This window comes from Erwinia sp. S38, assembly GCF_016624545.1.
Taxonomy (GTDB): domain Bacteria; phylum Pseudomonadota; class Gammaproteobacteria; order Enterobacterales; family Enterobacteriaceae; genus Erwinia; species Erwinia coffeiphila.
On the sequence record NZ_JACVTS010000004.1, the window covers coordinates 127,911 to 144,667 of the forward strand.

Here is a 16,757-nt window from a genome sequence, read left to right on the forward strand (position 1 = left end):
CGGTACGGTCTGTAACCCCTTAATCTCCTTTGATTTGCCGGATATCACGACTAACAAAAATGACTTAGCTTTGCCGAAAAATGCATGAAGTGGATTCTTCACTTGATGGCTACTGAGATGACATATCACTCACAATAGATTTAAGAGGCTTAATTTAAGCTTTTATAGTGGATTTATCGCTTTTAAAGGCGTTAAAACAACTCTTGTGATAGACTTGCGGTTAAAGTTATTTGTTGACATAAAAGAGCTTAAAACACCCCTTGTCGATGATTTTAACTATCAGGAGCGTTTATTATGTCTCTTAAACTCTATTCGGAATCGACACTGATTGCCCAACTGGGGCAACGCCTGCGCGAGCATCGCTTACGCCGCAACCTGCTGCAAAAAGAGCTGGCCGAAAAGGCGGGGATTTCAGTCTCAGCGCTGAAAAAGCTGGAAAGCGACGGTAAAGTGACGCTGGAAAACTTTATGAAGGTGGTGTTCGCGCTGCGGCTGGAGAGAGAGATGACCGGCCTGTTTGAACTCCCGGCGATGAGCATTGCGCAGGTCGAAGCGCTGAAAGCGCCCACCCGGCAGCGTGCGGCTAAACGCCGCGCGCTTTAACCCGGCGAGAAGACGAATGACGGTTCCGCCGCTGTGGGCAACGGCGGCTGACGCGCTTCCGCCCCGTTAACCGCCGACAGAAGCTGGCGGGTCCAGGCGTGCTGCGGCCGGTGCCAGACATCGGCCGCATCCCCTGCTTCAATGATTTCCCCCTGATTCATCACCATAATCCGGTCTGACATATAACGCACCACGGCCAGGTTGTGGGAGATAAACAGATAGCTCAGACCCAGTTCCTGCTTCATCTCCAGCAGCAGATTAAGGATCTGCGCCTGCACCGAGACATCCAGTGCGGAAACCGCCTCATCGCAGATTACCAGCCGGGGTTTAACAATCAGCGCACGGGCAATGCCAATACGCTGGCGCTGACCACCGGAGAACTCATGGGCGTAGCGATGCAGCGACTGCCTCGGCAGGCCCACCCGGTCCAGCATGGTATGAATGCGCTGTAATCGCTGTGATGCCGGAGCGGGATCGTGCAGATGCAGTACGGAATCCAGAATAGTGAAAATGGTTTGCCGTGGATTTAACGACGCGTACGGGTCCTGAAAAATCATCTGCACGCTGCTGCGCAGGTTTTTCAGCCCGGATTCCGGCAAAGGGGTAAGATCCTTGCCGTCCAGCCGAATCCTGCCGCTGTCCGGGCGCAGCAGGCGCAAGATACTTCGCGACAGGGTTGATTTCCCGCAGCCCGATTCACCGACCAGGCCCAGCGTTTCACCGGCGTGTAAATCAAAGCTGATGTCTTTCAGGGCGGGGATGCGCGTGCGGCCCCGGCTGTAGCTCACATTGAGCTGGTTGACCGACAGCAGCGGCTGCACTTCCCGCTGGCTGGCCGCCTCAGGAAACGAGAGCGTAGCGGGCTGATGGAGATGAAAGCGATCGGCACCGTCGTGGCGAATTTCGGTGAGCAGGCGCTGGCGATAGTGCAAATCGCGCTCGCCCGTCAGCGAGGCGGCCATCAGGCCACGGGTGTAGTCATGGCCCGGCTGGTGCAGTATCGCCTCGGCGGCCCCCTGCTCGACAATCCTGCCGTTGTGCATCACGGCGACGCTATCGGCCCAGCGGGAAACCAGTCCCAGATCGTGGGTGATCATCAGCACGCTCAGCGAAAGTTCCCGGCGCAGCCGGTCCAGCAGCGACATAATGCTGGCCTGCACCGTGACGTCGAGTGCGGTCGTCGGCTCATCGGCAATCAGCAGCCGGGGTTCACAGGCAACGGCCATCGCAATCATCACCCGCTGCCGCTGGCCGCCGGAAAGCTGATGCGGAAAATCATCCACCCTCCGGGCAGGATCGGGAATATTCACCAGCGCCAGTAGTTCGATGGCGCGGGCGCGGGCCTGTCTGTGCGACAGACGCTGATGAATCCGCAGGGTTTCTGCGATTTGTGCCCCGACGCTGTACACCGGATTCAGTGAGGTCATCGGCTCCTGGAAAATCATCGACAGCGCATCACCGCGCAGTTTTCGCAGGGCGGACGGCGGCAGCTTCACCACATCGCGTCCGGCAAATTCAATGCGCCCGCTGACCCTGGCCTGGTCTGACAACAGCCCCATAATTGCCAGCGCGGTCGCGGATTTCCCGCTGCCGGATTCACCGACCAGCGCGAGCATTTCACCCTGTACCAGGCTGAAATTCACGTTGTTAACCGCGGCATGACTGCCGAAACGAATGTGCAGATTTTCCACGGAGAGAAGCGGTTGCATTATTGGTCACTCAGTCTTGGATTAAAGGCGTCATTCAGCGCATCGCCCAGCAGATTCAGCCCCAGCAGCGTTATCACCAGCGCCACGCCCGGCTCGGCGGTCAGATACCATGCGGTGCGGAGCATTTCCCTGCCGCTGCCGATCAGGAAACCCCAGCTCACGACGTTAGGATCGCCCAGGCCGAGAAAGGACAGTGCGGCCTCCATCAGGATGGCGGACGCCACCATCACCGATGACGTCACCACGATAGCCGGGAGGGCATTGGGCAACATCTCGCGAAAGATGATGTGCGCAGAGGAAAAACCCTGGCAGCGGGCGGCCAGCACAAAGTCAGACCCGCGCAGGGTACGGAATTCTGCCCGCACCAGTCGCGCGATGGTCGGCCAGGTAGTAGCACCGATACTGAGGGTGATTAAGGTCACTGTCGGCGTGGAGATAGCCAGAATGATAATCACCAGCAGAAAGGCGGGCATGGTCTGAAACAGCGTGGTGATGCGCATCAGGAGATAGTCAACGCTGCCGCCGAAATAGCCGCTCAGGCTGCCGACCAGCGTACCGAGCAGCAGCCCGATCAGCGTGGCACCCAGCCCAATCAGCAGCGAGACGCGCGCGCCGTGAAAAATACCGGCGGCCAGATCGCGCCCCATCGCATCGGTTCCCAGCGGCCACGCCGGGTCGGTAAACGGCGCCAGCAGCGGTGAGGCGACCATATCCAGCGGATCGCCGGGGAACAGCCAGGGGGCGATAACGGCCATCGCGACGGTCAGCAGCAGGATAATTAACCCGGCGATGCCCGCCGGGTTGCGCATAAACTGGCGCAGGGCGCGGCGGTTAACCGGGGAATGAACAGATACAACGGACAGCGTGGCCATAAATCATCTCGCAATTCGGGGGTCTAACCAGGCGTGGAGAAGATCCACAATAAAGTTGGCGAGTATCACCATCAGTGAGGAGAACAGCAGGATGCCCAGCAGGATATTAACGTCGCGCGCCATCACCGCATCCAGCGCCAGTCTGCCCAGCCCCGGCCATGAAAACACGGTTTCTACCACCGCCGCGCCGCTGAGCAGCGTCGCGATATGCATGCCGCTCACGGTGACCAGCGGAATTAACGCGCAGCGAAGGGTGTGAACCAGCGTGACGCGCAGCGGCGACAGCCCTTTGGCATGGGCGGTGCGCACAAAATCCTGATGGGCAATTTCCAGCATCGCCGCGCGCGTCAGGCGGGCGTAAATCGCCAGGAAAAAACTCGCCAGCGACAGAACCGGTAACACCGCATGCTTCAGCCGATCGCTGATATAGGCCCAGCCGTGCAGATCGGCACCGATAGTCATATTGCCGTTGCTGGGCAGCCAGCCGAGATGCACGGAAAACAGCACCAGCAGCATCAGCCCAATCCAGAATCCGGGCAGGGAATAAAGCAGCAGGCTGACGAGTGATAATACCCGGTCAGGCCAGCGCCCGACGAATAACGCCATCAGCACACCGAAAATCACGCCAATAATTAACGCAATGGCCTGCGCGGCCAGCATTAAAATAAGCGTGGCGGGAAGCCGTGAAAGAATCAACGTGCTGACCGGAGTATTAAAGCGGGGGGAAAATCCCAGATTACCCTGCAGGATGTGGCTGCCCCAGTTAAGAAACTGCTGCCAGCCGGGCAGATTAAGACCGTACTGTTCACGCATCAGCGCCATGCTGGCGGCGCTGGCTCCGCCCGACTCCCCCGCCAGCACGTCAACGGCATCACCGGGAATGGTTTTGAGGATGATAAACATAATCAACAGAATACCAATAAACGTTGGCACGACCTGAAGCGCACTTTTAAACAGAAATATCAGCAGCCAATGGCGCTCTCGCTGCATAGCCAGCGTCCTTAAATCACAATCTGTGGAGAGAGTCGAAATTAACAGGCGATGTTTTTCTCACTTAATAATTTTTCCGGGAAACCTTTTCTGAAATAAGGCGATTGAGGAGCAATGGACGCTTTTGCAAATTACGAATGAGTTAACCCGAAATACTCAGTAGCCATCGTTTACCTGATACCGGTTAATGACGCCCTCCACTTTTTATTATGTATAAAGGCGAAGGTATGTCAGAGAGAGGGGGTAACGGCCCCGTTAACCGGGTTGCTGTAGATGTTGGCGGGACATTTACCGATATCGTGATGCTGCACGGCAGTACGCAATTTTCCGCAAAAATTCTCACCAGTGCCGACGCACCGGAACGTGCGGTGATTACCGGCATCAGCGACGTGCTGGATCAGGCGAAATTAACCTTCAACGATATCGATGCGTTGATTCTGGGGACGACATTAGCCACCAATGCGCTGATTGAACGCAAAGGCGCGCGTACGGCATTGATTACCACCGCCGGATTCCGCGACCTGGTCGAAATCGGCCAGGAAGATCGCTTTGCCCAGTATGACGTTTTTCTGCAAAAGCCCCGGCCGCTGGTTGAGCGTGAATGGCGCTTCACCGTAGAAGAACGCATTGATGCCCAGGGACAGGTACGCATTCCGCTCAATGAAGCGCAGGTTGTCGCGCTGGCGGCAGAGCTACGGGCGCAGCAGTTCGAGAGCGTGGCGATTGGCTATCTGCAGAGCTTTATCAATCCGCAGCATGAGCAGCGTACCGCTGAGATCCTGCGCGATTTGCTACCCGGTGTGACCGTGTCACTTTCCAGCGAGGTCTGCCCTGAAATCCGTGAGTACGAGCGGCTGTCAACGGTTTCAGCCAATGCCTACGTGCAGCCGCTGGTCGCGGGCTATCTGCACCGCCTGCAACAGCAGCTGGCAACGCGCGGTCTGCGGGTTCCGCCCTATCTGATGACCTCCGGAGGGGGCATTACCACTCTGGAAAACGGCATCCGCGAACCGATCCGTCTGGTGGAATCCGGCCCGGCGGGCGGTGCGATTCTGGCGAGTAATATTGCCAGCCAGCTCGGTCTGCAAAAGGTGCTGTCATTCGATATGGGCGGTACAACGGCCAAAATTTGCTTTATCGATGGTTTCCAGCCGCAAATCTCCCGCAGCTTCGAATTCGGCCGCGTGCATCGTCATCAGAAAGGCTCCGGCTTACCGATACGCATTCCGGTGATCGACCTGGTGGAAATCGGTGCCGGAGGAGGATCGATTGCCCGCATCGATCATTTGCAGCGCCTGCAGGTGGGGCCCGACAGCGCCGGTTCTGCCCCCGGCCCGGTCAGCTATAACCTCGGTGGTGAATTGGTCACGATTACCGATGCCAATGCGCAGCTGGGGCTGCTCGATCCGGCCAGTTTTGCCGGGGGAAAAGTGGAGCTGAACGTCGGTAAAGCGGCTGCGGCGCTGACGCAGCAGATCGGCAAACCGCTGGGGCTGGGAACGGATGAAGCCGCACTGGCGGTCACTGAAATTATTGCCGAGAACATGGCTAACGCAGCGCGTGTTCACGCCACGGAATCCGGTAAGCAGGTGGACAGCTACACGCTGATTGCCTTTGGCGGTGCGGCACCGCTGCATGCTGCCCGACTGGCCGGCAAGCTGGGCATCGATCGCGTGGTGATCCCGCATGCCGCAGGCGTGGGGTCGGCGCTGGGCTTTCTGTGGGCACCGGCGTCCTATCAGGCCGTGCGCAGCTTTTATCAGCGACTGGATAACCCCGACTATCCTGCCGTCAATGCGCTGCTGGAAACACTGAGCGAGCAGGCCCACCGCATCGTTCAGCAGGCCGATGAAACGGCGGAAGTCACGCTGCAGCGCAGCGTTTATCTGCGCTATGCCGGTCAGGGACATGAGGTGGCGATACCGCTTGAGGGGCAGCACGTTGATGAGCAGGAGCTGACCGCACTGCATGAACGCTTCACCCGGACCTATCGCCAGCTCTACGGCCGCAGTCTCGATCACGTGGCGGTGGAAGCCATCAGCTGGACGGTCACCGCCACCACGGCCGCGCCGGAAATTGCCTTCCCTGCTCCCGGCGAACCAACCGTGCCGACTGCCGGTGCGGCCGAACGGACGATCTACTCCCTGCAACAGCAGCAGCGGATTCAGGTACCGGTCGTGACCCGTGCCGATATTGCACAAACGGGCCAACGTCCCGGTCCACTGGTCGTGGTCGACCCCGAAACCACCACGCTGGTGGATGAACGCTTTACGGTCAGCAGCACCCGCGAAGGCCATCTGCTGCTGGAACGTCAACCCCTGTCAGGAGCGGCACAATGAGCCAACAGGTTATTCAGTCTCAGGTGATCTGGAATCGTTTGATTTCGGTGGTAGAAGAGCAGGCGCAGGCGCTGATCCGCACCGCATTCGGTACTGCCACGCGCGAAGCGGGCGATCTGTCCGCCGGGGTGTTTTTACCCGACGGGCGGATGATCGCTCAGGCGGTTACCGGCACGCCGGGGCACGTCAACTCGATGGCGGAGTCGGTTAAGCATTTCCTGCGTGAATTCCCGCTGGATACCCTACAGCCTGGGGATGTGCTGCTGACCAACGACCCCTGGAAAGGCACCGGACACCTGTACGATATCACCATGGTTACGCCGGTATTTCATCACCAGCGCCCGGTGGCGCTGTTTGCCTCTACGCTGCACGTGATTGATATCGGCGGGTTAGGCCCGGGACCGGACGGTCAGCAGATCTGGCATGAGGGATTATTCCTGCCGATCCTCAAATTTATCCATGCCGGACGGCTCGACCAGACCGTGCTGAATATCGTGAAGGCCAACGTTCGGGAACCGGCGCAGGTGGAGGGCGATTTTCTGGCGCTGGTGGCCTGTAACGATGTGGGTGCCCGCCGTCTGCTGACGCTGCTGGACGAGTTTGCCCTGACCGATCTGCTGGAGGTGGGCAAGTATATTTTAACGCGCTCCGAGCAGGCGATGCTGGAAGCGGTCAGAAGCTGGCCTGCCGGCAGCTGGGAAAGTGAACTGTGGGTTGACGGCTACGACCAGCCGCTGCGGCTACAGGCGAAACTGACCCTCGGCCACGACGGTATTCACGTTGATTTTGCCGGCAGTGCGGGCTTTGTTGCTAAAGGGATTAACGTCGTCAAGGCCTATACCGACGCCTATACCTCCTTCGGCATTCGTTGCCTGATCGGGGCCGATATTCCCAATAATGCCGGTTCTCTCGGCGTGATTAAAATTGATGCGCCGGAGGGGTCGATACTCAATGCGCCTTATCCGGCGGCGGTCACCTCTCGCCATATTATTGGCCAGATGCTGCCCGACGTGGTGTTCAACTGCCTGCGGCAGGCACGCCCCGGAGAAGTCCCGGCCGAGGGGGCATCCTGCCTGTGGAATATTCAGCTTTCCGGCGGCCATATTTTGCCGGAATACGATGCCGTTAATACCCTGACGCAGCCTCGTTTTTCCATCACCAGTTTTTCAACCGGCGGCACCGGCGCACGTCCCCGGCTTGACGGGCTGTCCACCACGTCGTTCCCCAGCGGGGTACGTAACGTGTCGCTGGAAATCCTGGAGTCGATCAGCCCGGTGGTGTTCTGGCGCAAAGAATATCGTCAGGATTCCGGCGGAGCGGGCCAGCAGCGCGGCGGTCTGGGCCAGGTGATCGAACTGTCTCACGGCCAGGATCTGCCCATGGAGCTTGGCGCGGCGTGGGATCGCATCCATTTCCCTGCGCAGGGTGCCGAGGGCGGTCTGGCCGGTGCTCCGGGCCGGGTGACGCTCTCCACCGGCGAGACGCTGTCCGGGAAAGGCCGGCAGATCGTGCCACCAGGCAGCCATCTGATTGTGGAAACGCCCGGCGGCGGCGGGCTGGGGGACCCCCGCGAACGCCCTGCCGCCAGCGTTGCCCGCGACCTCACCCACCAGCTTATCAGCCCCCAGGCCGCTGCGACATCGTACGGCCACCCGGCTCAATCAACGAATAAAACGGAGTAAAACATGCTTGAGACATTTCGCCGCTCGCTGCTGGCGCTGGCACTGGGTGCCAGCCTGATTGGCGGTGGCGCGCAGGCCGCCGAGCCGCAAAAGGGCGGTACATTAAATCTGCTGCTGAACTATGAGCCGCCCGCGCTGATTGCGCTGACCACGGTCGCCACGCCTGCACTCAGCGTCAGCGCCAAGGTTACCGAAGGGCTGCTGAGCTATGATTATGAGCTCAATCCTCAACCCCAGCTGGCTACGAGCTGGGAGGTCAGCCCGGACGGCACGCGATACACCTTCCATCTGCGCCCTGGCGTGAAGTGGCACGACGGGCAGGATTTCACCTCTGCCGATGTGGCGTTTTCCATTGAGCTGCTGAAAAAAGTGCATCCGCGCGCCTCCAGTACCTTCGCCAACGTCACGAAAGTGGAAACGCCCGACCCGCTGACGGCGGTGCTGGTGCTGTCGAAACCCGCCCCCTATCTGATTAAAGCGTTTGCCGCCGCCGAGTCCCCTATTGTGCCCAAACACATTTATGACGGTACTGACGCACTGACCAATCCGCACAACAATGCACCGATTGGCACCGGTCCGTATGTCTTCGACAAGTGGGTGCGGGGCAGCTACATCCTTTATAAGCGGAATCCTCACTACTGGGATAACAATCGCCCGTACCTGGATCAGCTGGTGGTGAAGTTTATTCCCGATGCGGCAGCGCGCTCGGTGGCGTTTGAAACTGGCGATGCGGATCTGGGCTATCGTACCCCGGTGGCGCTGAATGATGTGGCGCGGCTGAAAACGCTGCCGCAGCTGGGCTTTGAAACCAAGGGCAACAGCTACTCCTACAACGTCAGTTCGTTACAGTTCAACCTCGACGATCCGCATTTTAAAGATCTGCGCGTGCGTCAGGCGGTGGCCCATGCCATTAACCGAAATGTGATTTTGCAGGTGGCCTACTTTGGTCTGGGCCAGGTGACAGCGTCACCGATTGCGCCGGGGATTAAGGCGTATCACGACCCTTCTCCGTCTCCTTATGACTTTGATATCAAGAAAGCCAATGCGTTGCTGGATCAGGCGGGCTTTGCCAAAGGCAGCAACGGTACGCGGTTTAGCGTGACGCTGGATTACAATCCAATCTCAGAGGATCTGCGCAAAACGGCGGAATACACCCGCTCGGCGCTGGCGAAAATCGGTATTAAAGTCACGCTGCGCGCTCAGGATCTCTCCAGCTTTGTGCGCCGCATCTATACCGACAGGGACTTCTCTTTCACCATAAACGGGCACAGCAATCTGTACGACCCGACGGTGGGCGTGCAGCGCGTGTACTGGTCGAAAAACTTCCGCAAGGGCGTGCCGTTCTCTAACGCATCGGATTATCACAACCCGGAAGTTGACCGTCTGCTGGAAGCCGCTCAGGTGGAAAACGATCCGCAGAAGCGCGTTGAGGAGTTTAAGGCCTTCCAGAAAATCGTTGAACAGGAACTGCCCGATATCAATCTGATATCACCGCAGTTTATTACTATCTACAACCGCAAAGTTCACGATCATTCGGTGACCGCCGATGGCGTGGAGGGGAATCTTTCGCAGGTCTGGCTGGAGAAGCAGTAAGAGATGTGGGAAGCCGTCGCTGACGGCTTCCCTCTCGCGATGTCAGGATCAGAAGCGATACTGCAGGCCCGCGGTTACCGTGTAGTTTTTGTTAGCAATACCGGCCGCATCACCGCCGATTGAGCCAGACTCAGCGGTGCTGTTGTCGATAATCTGCGTGCCGCCCTTACCTTCTTCGTATTTGCTGTAGCTGAATTCAGCGAAGACTTTGGCGTTTGGCGTCACGTAGTAACCGGCATCAACGGACACGCCGTAATAACGGGAGCCGGACGTCTTCTCACGGAAGGTCAGTTCGCGGACATAGTGTTCGTCGTTATCGTGCGCGCGGACCCAGTCGCTGAATTTGAACTGAGTATTGAATTCAAAGTCATTGAAGCGGTACTGACCCACCAGACCGATATACGGCAGGGTGAAGCGCTGGCTATAGCCAATGCCGACCTGATCATTCGGGAAGTTACCCACGGTACTGCCGTTATCGTAGTTGTAAGACCCGCCGGTCGCCGTCCAGCTAAAGCGCGTTTCCTGATAACCGGCCACGATCCCGGCTTTGTAGTCCTCGCCACGCAGCAGCCAGCCCTTCACGTTCAGGTCATACTCGTTGGCGTAGTTGACGTCGGTGCTCGGGTGAGACGAATGGTCAGTCCAGCCTGACTGGTTGCTGTTGTCCCAGTCGTAATCATCCATATGACCGGAACCGGATGCCAGCGATGTCCAGCCGCGCGCGTTCAGCGTCAGGAATGAGTAGGCATCCCAGGAGAAATCCGCTTTCAGGATCGCCACATTTTTGATTTTCCAGTCCAGCTGGCTGAGTTTACGGCCGGTCGTTTCGTCATAAACCAGCTCGGTTGATTTGCCGCTCAGCAGGCCCACGGAGGTGGAAACGCTGAGGCTGTCAGAGGATAAATTCGGTATATATTGTGAAGACTCAGCGGAAGCCGTTCCGGAAATCCCAGCCATCACCATCATGCAGATAATACTTTTTTTCATTATATTTCCTGTGGGTAATTATATTAATCCTTAAACTGCGCGCGCAGATTAAAACATGACAAATTGTAAAGCAAGTGTAAGGATTCTATTAAGATGAAATCAGAATCATGCGGATGATATGGTGATGGGATGATTCGTAGTAGATTTTAAAAATCCACCGTCTTATTTCGCGTAATGAAATTTGTCACTGAGTTTATTTTTCCAATGAATAACTTTCATGTTGTGTTAAAAATAACCTGATGTCAGGATGTGTCGCTACATTTGATAATCATCAGACACCGATATCTTAATAAGCAGAACGGTGGATATCCTCAATCTGAACGCGTCAGGCAGAGCCTGAATGTTACGCAGGTTAGGAACATGGAAACGCAACTTAGCGTGCGTTATGACAGGTTTATGGAGAGGTAACCAGATGAAATACAGTGTTTTTATCGCCGCAGCGATGCTGTCCCAACCCGTCCTTGCCGAAACGGATTACGATAAAGCGGTCAGTGCCTACATTGAATATAACTGCGATTACAATGCCAAATCGTTAATCAAAGAAGAGGCGAAAATCCCCTATAACGACCTGATTGAAGCCTGCAAGAAAGGCGCGGCGGATATTAAAAAGTTTATTACCGACTGGCCCGACTTTGGCACTAATGAAGGTATTATGGCATTCCAGGATACCGTGGCACCCTATGCGAAAGAAGCCAGTGCTGAGGGCGCGTATAAAAACCAGATTTACCAGTATGGCGTGGGCTCATGGGGGATTGGGTATATTCAAAGCCCGGCAGCAAAAGCCAATACGGTAAAACAGTGGAAGCAGGGAAAGTTTAAAGTGAAATAACCGCCGGGCGATCCGTCGATGGATTGTCTTCGGATGACCATTGGTCCGATTCAGAAAGCCGCCTGCGTTAACAGGCGGCAATGTCATTAGAAAAGTACCGAATAGCCTCATCAGGCATTCGCGCAAATCATGCCGTAGTTGGTGACCCTGCACCTGCTGCTCGATTTAGCCCCTACGATCGCACGGGTGGTTTTCGCCATGTCGGCCACAAAGATCTAAAAACTCGCAGAGAGATCGTCCGTTTATGACAAAGGACAGCGCTGGATAAATAAATCCCTGTTTACGATTGTTATATATTTTCGGGGAAATAATTTTAATTTGCCGAACGACATTACCAGGTAATTTTTATGTCAGCTTTCTGACTGGAAATTAGATTTTATGATCTTAATTTAACGTTATTATCATAAATTCCCACCCCGTGAAATGAATGATATTCATTAGTGTTTTCTGCTAAAGCCATGATAAAGTTGTTGTTAAAATCGTCTGTATTCCCACTGGTGTAGAATTATGCAACATGAGATCGATCAGTACATATCAGTCATTCTTAATGAATGGATTCCTTTAAGAAAGAGCCTACGCGAAGATACCGTGGCGTTATTATCTCAGATAGCTGAATGCGAGTCGGAAAAGCTGACCAGCAAATTCTACGACAGCATGCTGAAAGATCCTGATACCGCCTCGCATCTTTCTTATGAACTGGTTCAGGTGCAGCTGAGTCGCTCACTGATCAAATGGCTAAAAGCCGTACTTTGCGTGAAGACCGATGAGCTGGAACCGCTGGCGAAACAGCAGTACCACATTGGCGGTGTCCATGCACGAATCGGCATTCCCATCCAGTTTGTTCAGCGCGGCTCCCGCCAGATTAAATACGGCATCTACCAGTATCTGAAAGAGTATGACGCCGATCGTGCGGTCATTTTTGAAGTGAAGCATTACTCATCAATGGCTATTGATATGGCGATAGAACTCATGAGTCATGCTTATGCGATGTCGCATCACCGCGCTACGCAGAACGAGGAGTCCTATCGTCTGCACGTGCTGATGAACAATTCTGACCTGGAACAGGGCAAGCAGCAGGCGGCTCTGTCCAGCTGGGAAAACACCGTCATGTACGATCTGGTGAGCGGAGCCAGGAACACGGAGTCGTTAATCAGCCTGTCCAGTTCCGGGTTCGGCCTGTGGTTCCGGCATAAATGCGTTAAGAATTTCGGTGAAGATCGTAAGGTTAGTGAAATTCGCCAGTTAATCGATGTTATCGACCGGGAAATACTGGGCATTGATACCAGCGTGGAGCTGGAAGTGAAAAAAACGCAGGAGCTGTTACGCGTTATTCATTCCAACTGCCAGCAGATACATATGAATCTGGAGATGTTATTCAGCGATGCTTCTAATATGAAGGACGGTAAAGATGCGCTGACGAATCTGCTCAACAAACGCTATCTGCCAACAATATTAAAACATGAGGTGAGTCTGGCAATTGAAAATAAATTGCCGCTCAGCGTGGCGATAATTGACGCCGACTACTTTAAGAAAATAAATGATAAATGGGGCCATCCGGTTGGCGACCGTGCGCTGATGCATATTGCCGGGCTGCTGGGCGATAATATCCGCTCGAGCGATTATCTGTTCCGCTACGGCGGCGAAGAGTTTTTGCTGATCCTGGTGGAGGCTGGCGAGTTCGACGCCCGCACCTCGCTGGAGCGGATAAGAAGAACGATCACCAGTACGCCGTTTGAAGTGCTGCCGGGAGAAACTATCCAGATCACCGTCAGTATCGGCTATGCGATCCATAACGGCCATCCTGACTATAACCTGTTATTGAAAAACGCTGATGCCGCGCTGTACACCGCGAAGGGTAACGGCAGAAACCGCATCGAGCGTTTTTAAGTTTGAGATAGTCGTTTAGCGAGTCAACCCCGTGGCGTAGCATCCCTGCTCCACGCCATCCGGAGTATGAACGGAAGAGAATTAACGCAAAGGCTTGCCGCGAACCGGCGCATCGCCCGCCACATAGTAATCGGCGGTGCTACGCGGCAGCGGTGCGCGGCCACGAATGGCGTCGGCCATCTTTTCACCGATCATAATGGTGGTGGCATTCAGGTTGCCGGTGATAATCAGCGGCATAATCGAGGCATCCACTACGCGCAGGCCGTCCAGGCCGTGCACGCGCCCTTCTCCGTCGACCACCGCCATCTCGTCGGTGCCCATTTTACAGGTGCCGCACGGGTGGTAGGCCGTTTCGCCGTGATTGCGCACGAACTCATCCAGCTCTGCGTCAGTCTGGTAGGCGTCACCGGGGCTGATCTCTTTACCGCGAAACGCATCCAGCGCGGGCTGATTGATAATCTCGCGGGTGATGCGGATTGCCGCACGGAACTCAATCCAGTCCTCTTCATCTGCCATGTAGTTAAACAGAATGCTCGGGTGCTGGCGCGGATCGCGGGATTTCAGCTGCACGCGGCCGCGGCTTTTGGAGCGCATTGAACCGACGTGGCACTGGAAGCCGTGAGCTTCTACCGCGTTGGAGCCGTTGTAGTTAATCGCCACCGGCAGGAAGTGATACTGAATATTTGGCCAGGCAAACGCGGCATCGCTGCGGATAAAGCCACCGGCTTCAAACTGGTTGCTGGCACCAATGCCGGTGCCGTTGAACAGCCACTCCGCGCCTATTTTCGGCTGATTCCACCATTTGAGCGCCGGGTAAAGCGAAACCGGCTCTTTGCACTCGTACTGCAGGTACATTTCCAGGTGATCCTGCAAGTTCTCACCCACGCCGGGCAGGTCGTGCACCAGCGGGATATCAAACTGTTTTAACAGCTCAGCCGGGCCCACACCGGAGCGCTGGAGGATCTGCGGCGAGGCAATCGCCCCGGCGGAGAGCAGCACTTCTTTACGGGCGCTGGCGCGATGCAGCGTATCGCCGTCACCCACCAGGTATTCCACGCCCACGGCGCGTTTGCCGTCGAACACAATGCGGTTGGTCAGCGCGTGAGTGATGATTTTCAGGTTCGGGCGCGGTTTGGCCTGGTCCAGGTAGCCGCGTGCGGTGCTGGAGCGGCGGCCTTTCGGCGTCACAAAGCGATCCATCGGACCGAAGCCTTCCTGCTGATAGCCGTTCAGATCGTCGGTGCGCGGATAGCCTGCCTGCACCCCCGCTTCCACCATCGCCGCGAACAGCGGATTGTTGCCCGCTTTGGGTGTGGTGATGCTCACCGGACCATCTGCACCATGCCAGTCGTTGGCGCCGGTGTCGCGGTTTTCCAGCTTGCGATAGTACGGCAGGCAGTCCAGGTAGCTCCAGTTCTCCAGACCGGGCTGCTGCGCCCAGCCGTCGAGATCCAGCGCGTTGCCGCGAATGTAACACATGCCGTTAATCAGTGAAGAACCGCCCAGGCCTTTACCGCGCCCGCACTCCATCCGGCGGTTGTTCATATGCGGCTCCGGGTCGGTTTCATACGCCCAGTTATAGCGTTTTCCCTGTAGCGGGAAGGCCAGCGCCGCCGGCATCTGCGTGCGGAAATCAAAACGGTAGTCCGGGCCGCCCGCTTCCAGCAGCAGCACGTTAATATTTGCGTCTTCGGTCAGGCGGGTGGCCAGCACGTTACCTGCCGAACCCGCACCGATAATAATGTAATCAAATTCCATGAGTTGCTCCTCTAAGCAGGGATTAAAACACCGACTGGAAGGTGGCCATCTCAATCTGTACTGACTTCAACTGCGTATAGTTTTGCAGGGTCATCACGCCGTTTTCGCGGCCGATGCCTGAATGCTTGTAGCCGCCCACCGGCATTTCAGCGGCGGATTCGCCCCAGGTATTAATCCAGCAGATACCGGCCTCAAGCTGGTGGATCACGCGGTGCGCGCGGTTCAGGTCGCGGGTGACCACACCCGCGGCCAGGCCGAACTCGGTGTTGTTGGCGCGGCGAATCACTTCGTCTTCGTCGTCGTAGCTGAGGATCGACATCACCGGGCCGAAGATCTCTTCGCGGACGATGGTCATCTCGTCGTGGCAGTCGGTAAATACGGTCGGTGCCACCCACGCGCCGTTGTCGAAGCCTTCGCCGGTTAAGCGCTCACCGCCGCACAGCACGCGTGCGCCTTCGGCCTTGCCGCTGTCGATAAAGCGCATCACGTTGTCGCGATGGGCGAAGCTGACCAGCGGGCCGAAGTTGGTTTGCGGATCGTTGAGGTCACCGGCGCGAATGCGGGAAACGCGGAAGCGGATTTTGGCTTCAAACGCGCTCTTCAGCGCCGACGGAATAAACACCCGGGTGCCGTTGGTGCAGACCTGGCCGGAGCTGTAGAAGTTGGCCATCATGGCGATATCCGCCGCCAGATCCAGATCGGCATCGTCGAAGATAATCAGCGGCGATTTACCGCCCAGCTCCATCGTCACCTCTTTCAGCGTTGAGCCTGCGGCGTTGGCCATCACCTTCTTGCCGCTGACCACGCCACCGGTAAAGGAGACTTTGTCGATGCCCGGATGCTCGGTCAGCAGCTGTCCGGTGACCGCACCGATGCCAGGCAGGACGTTAAACACGCCGTCCGGCACGCCCGCCTCGGTGTAGATTTCGGCCAGCTTCAGCGCGGTCAGTGGGGTGACTTCGCTCGGTTTGAAGATCATCGCATTACCGGCGGCCAGCGCCGGAGCGGATTTCCACAGGGCGATCTGGATTGGGTAGTTCCACGCGCCGATACCGGCCACCACGCCCAGCGGCTCGCGGCGGGTATAAACGAAGGACGTTTCACGCAGCGGGATCTGCTGACCTTCCAGTGAAGGTGCCAGCCCGGCGTAATACTCCAGCACGTCCGCACCGGTGACGATATCAACGCTGGCGGTTTCGCTCAGCGGTTTGCCGGTATCCAGCGTTTCTAATTCTGCCAGCGCATCGTTGCGCTCGCGCAGGATGTCGACCGCACGGCGTAAAATGCGTGAGCGTTCCATGGCGGTCATCGCGGCCCAGATCTTCTGGCCTTTGCGCGCGGATTCGACGGCGCGGTTGACGTCGGCGGCACCGGCGGCGTGAACCTGGGCCAGCACTTCACCGTTCGCGGGGTTGATGGTGTCGAAACGCTCACCGCTTTCTGCTGCGACGTAGCCGCCATCAATATAGAGTTTCTGCTCCGGGAATCGTGACATGGTATCTCCTTTC

12 protein-coding genes are annotated in these 16,757 nt (G+C 56.8%); 6 read left to right on the forward strand and 6 right to left on the reverse strand.

From position 1 onward, the window contains the following. The first annotated feature begins 294 nt into the window (after positions 1-294). The gene (locus IBT46_RS06425; protein WP_200544923.1) at positions 295-603 is read left to right on the forward strand and encodes a helix-turn-helix domain-containing protein; all 309 of its coding nucleotides are present in this window, start codon (positions 295-297) and stop codon (positions 601-603) included. Here the strand turns inward: IBT46_RS06425 and IBT46_RS06430 are convergent. The 3 genes from IBT46_RS06430 to IBT46_RS06440 are packed head-to-tail and all read right to left on the reverse strand — an operon-like array spanning position 600 to position 4,174. After that, positions 600-2,312, reverse strand: a complete 1,713-nt coding sequence (locus tag IBT46_RS06430; RefSeq protein WP_200544924.1) for an ABC transporter ATP-binding protein — start codon at positions 2,310-2,312, stop codon at positions 600-602. The two genes, IBT46_RS06425 and IBT46_RS06430, sit on opposite strands and share 4 nt — an antisense overlap. Beyond that, complete coding sequence (locus IBT46_RS06435; protein WP_200544925.1) at positions 2,312-3,184, reverse strand: ABC transporter permease; 873 nt, start codon at positions 3,182-3,184, stop codon at positions 2,312-2,314. The genes IBT46_RS06430 and IBT46_RS06435 overlap by 1 nt, the downstream gene beginning before the upstream one ends. 3 nt (positions 3,185-3,187) lie before the next feature. Continuing rightward, the gene (locus IBT46_RS06440; protein WP_200544926.1) at positions 3,188-4,174 is read right to left on the reverse strand and encodes an ABC transporter permease; all 987 of its coding nucleotides are present in this window, start codon (positions 4,172-4,174) and stop codon (positions 3,188-3,190) included. A gap of 227 nt (positions 4,175-4,401) precedes the next feature. On the opposite strand from IBT46_RS06440, the gene IBT46_RS06445 reads away from it, so the two are divergent. Genes IBT46_RS06445 through IBT46_RS06455 form a run of 3 tightly spaced genes read left to right on the forward strand, consistent with a single transcriptional unit; the run spans position 4,402 to position 9,788 of the window. Then, a complete protein-coding gene (locus tag IBT46_RS06445; protein ID WP_200544927.1) occupies positions 4,402-6,513 on the forward strand; it encodes a hydantoinase/oxoprolinase family protein in 2,112 nt (703 codons plus the stop codon). Next, positions 6,510-8,195, forward strand: a complete 1,686-nt coding sequence (locus IBT46_RS06450; RefSeq protein ID WP_200544928.1) for a hydantoinase B/oxoprolinase family protein — start codon at positions 6,510-6,512, stop codon at positions 8,193-8,195. The genes IBT46_RS06445 and IBT46_RS06450 overlap by 4 nt, the downstream gene beginning before the upstream one ends. Before the next feature lie 3 nt (positions 8,196-8,198). Next, positions 8,199-9,788, forward strand: a complete 1,590-nt coding sequence (locus tag IBT46_RS06455) for an ABC transporter substrate-binding protein (RefSeq protein WP_200544929.1) — start codon at positions 8,199-8,201, stop codon at positions 9,786-9,788. A 48-nt stretch (positions 9,789-9,836) separates the two neighbouring features. On the opposite strand, the gene IBT46_RS06460 is transcribed toward IBT46_RS06455, so the two are convergent. After that, entirely contained in the window at positions 9,837-10,775 is a 939-nt protein-coding gene (locus IBT46_RS06460) for an omptin family outer membrane protease (RefSeq protein WP_200544930.1), read from the reverse strand. A 412-nt stretch (positions 10,776-11,187) separates the two neighbouring features. Between IBT46_RS06460 and IBT46_RS06465 the strand changes: the two genes are divergently transcribed. Further along, complete coding sequence (locus IBT46_RS06465) at positions 11,188-11,604, forward strand: hypothetical protein (protein WP_200544931.1); 417 nt, start codon at positions 11,188-11,190, stop codon at positions 11,602-11,604. A 507-nt stretch (positions 11,605-12,111) separates the two neighbouring features. Beyond that, positions 12,112-13,491, forward strand: a complete 1,380-nt coding sequence (locus IBT46_RS06470) for a GGDEF domain-containing protein (RefSeq protein ID WP_105591762.1) — start codon at positions 12,112-12,114, stop codon at positions 13,489-13,491. Positions 13,492-13,572: 81 nt separating this feature from the next. On the opposite strand, the gene betA is transcribed toward IBT46_RS06470, so the two are convergent. Then, complete coding sequence (gene betA, locus IBT46_RS06475; protein ID WP_200544932.1) at positions 13,573-15,249, reverse strand: choline dehydrogenase; 1,677 nt, start codon at positions 15,247-15,249, stop codon at positions 13,573-13,575. Between the two features lie 22 nt (positions 15,250-15,271). Beyond that, positions 15,272-16,744 carry a betaine-aldehyde dehydrogenase gene (betB, locus tag IBT46_RS06480; RefSeq protein WP_200544933.1) on the reverse strand — a complete coding sequence of 491 codons (1,473 nt, stop codon included), beginning with the start codon at positions 16,742-16,744 and terminating at the stop codon, positions 15,272-15,274. Between the last annotated feature and the right edge of the window lie 13 nt (positions 16,745-16,757).

What these genes read in the sequence shown, in the direction of transcription:
- IBT46_RS06425 (WP_200544923.1), top strand. Translation starts at nt 295, where the DNA reads ATGTCTCTTAAACTCTATTCGGAATCGACACTGATTGCCCAACTGGGG.
- IBT46_RS06430 (WP_200544924.1), bottom strand. Translation starts at nt 2,312, where the DNA reads ATGCAACCGCTTCTCTCCGTGGAAAATCTGCACATTCGTTTCGGCAGT.
- IBT46_RS06435 (WP_200544925.1), bottom strand. Translation starts at nt 3,184, where the DNA reads ATGGCCACGCTGTCCGTTGTATCTGTTCATTCCCCGGTTAACCGCCGC.
- IBT46_RS06440 (WP_200544926.1), bottom strand. Translation starts at nt 4,174, where the DNA reads ATGCAGCGAGAGCGCCATTGGCTGCTGATATTTCTGTTTAAAAGTGCG.
- IBT46_RS06445 (WP_200544927.1), top strand. Translation starts at nt 4,402, where the DNA reads ATGTCAGAGAGAGGGGGTAACGGCCCCGTTAACCGGGTTGCTGTAGAT.
- IBT46_RS06450 (WP_200544928.1), top strand. Translation starts at nt 6,510, where the DNA reads ATGAGCCAACAGGTTATTCAGTCTCAGGTGATCTGGAATCGTTTGATT.
- IBT46_RS06455 (WP_200544929.1), top strand. Translation starts at nt 8,199, where the DNA reads ATGCTTGAGACATTTCGCCGCTCGCTGCTGGCGCTGGCACTGGGTGCC.
- IBT46_RS06460 (WP_200544930.1), bottom strand. Translation starts at nt 10,775, where the DNA reads ATGAAAAAAAGTATTATCTGCATGATGGTGATGGCTGGGATTTCCGGA.
- IBT46_RS06465 (WP_200544931.1), top strand. Translation starts at nt 11,188, where the DNA reads ATGAAATACAGTGTTTTTATCGCCGCAGCGATGCTGTCCCAACCCGTC.
- IBT46_RS06470 (WP_105591762.1), top strand. Translation starts at nt 12,112, where the DNA reads ATGCAACATGAGATCGATCAGTACATATCAGTCATTCTTAATGAATGG.
- betA (WP_200544932.1), bottom strand. Translation starts at nt 15,249, where the DNA reads ATGGAATTTGATTACATTATTATCGGTGCGGGTTCGGCAGGTAACGTG.
- betB (WP_200544933.1), bottom strand. Translation starts at nt 16,744, where the DNA reads ATGTCACGATTCCCGGAGCAGAAACTCTATATTGATGGCGGCTACGTC.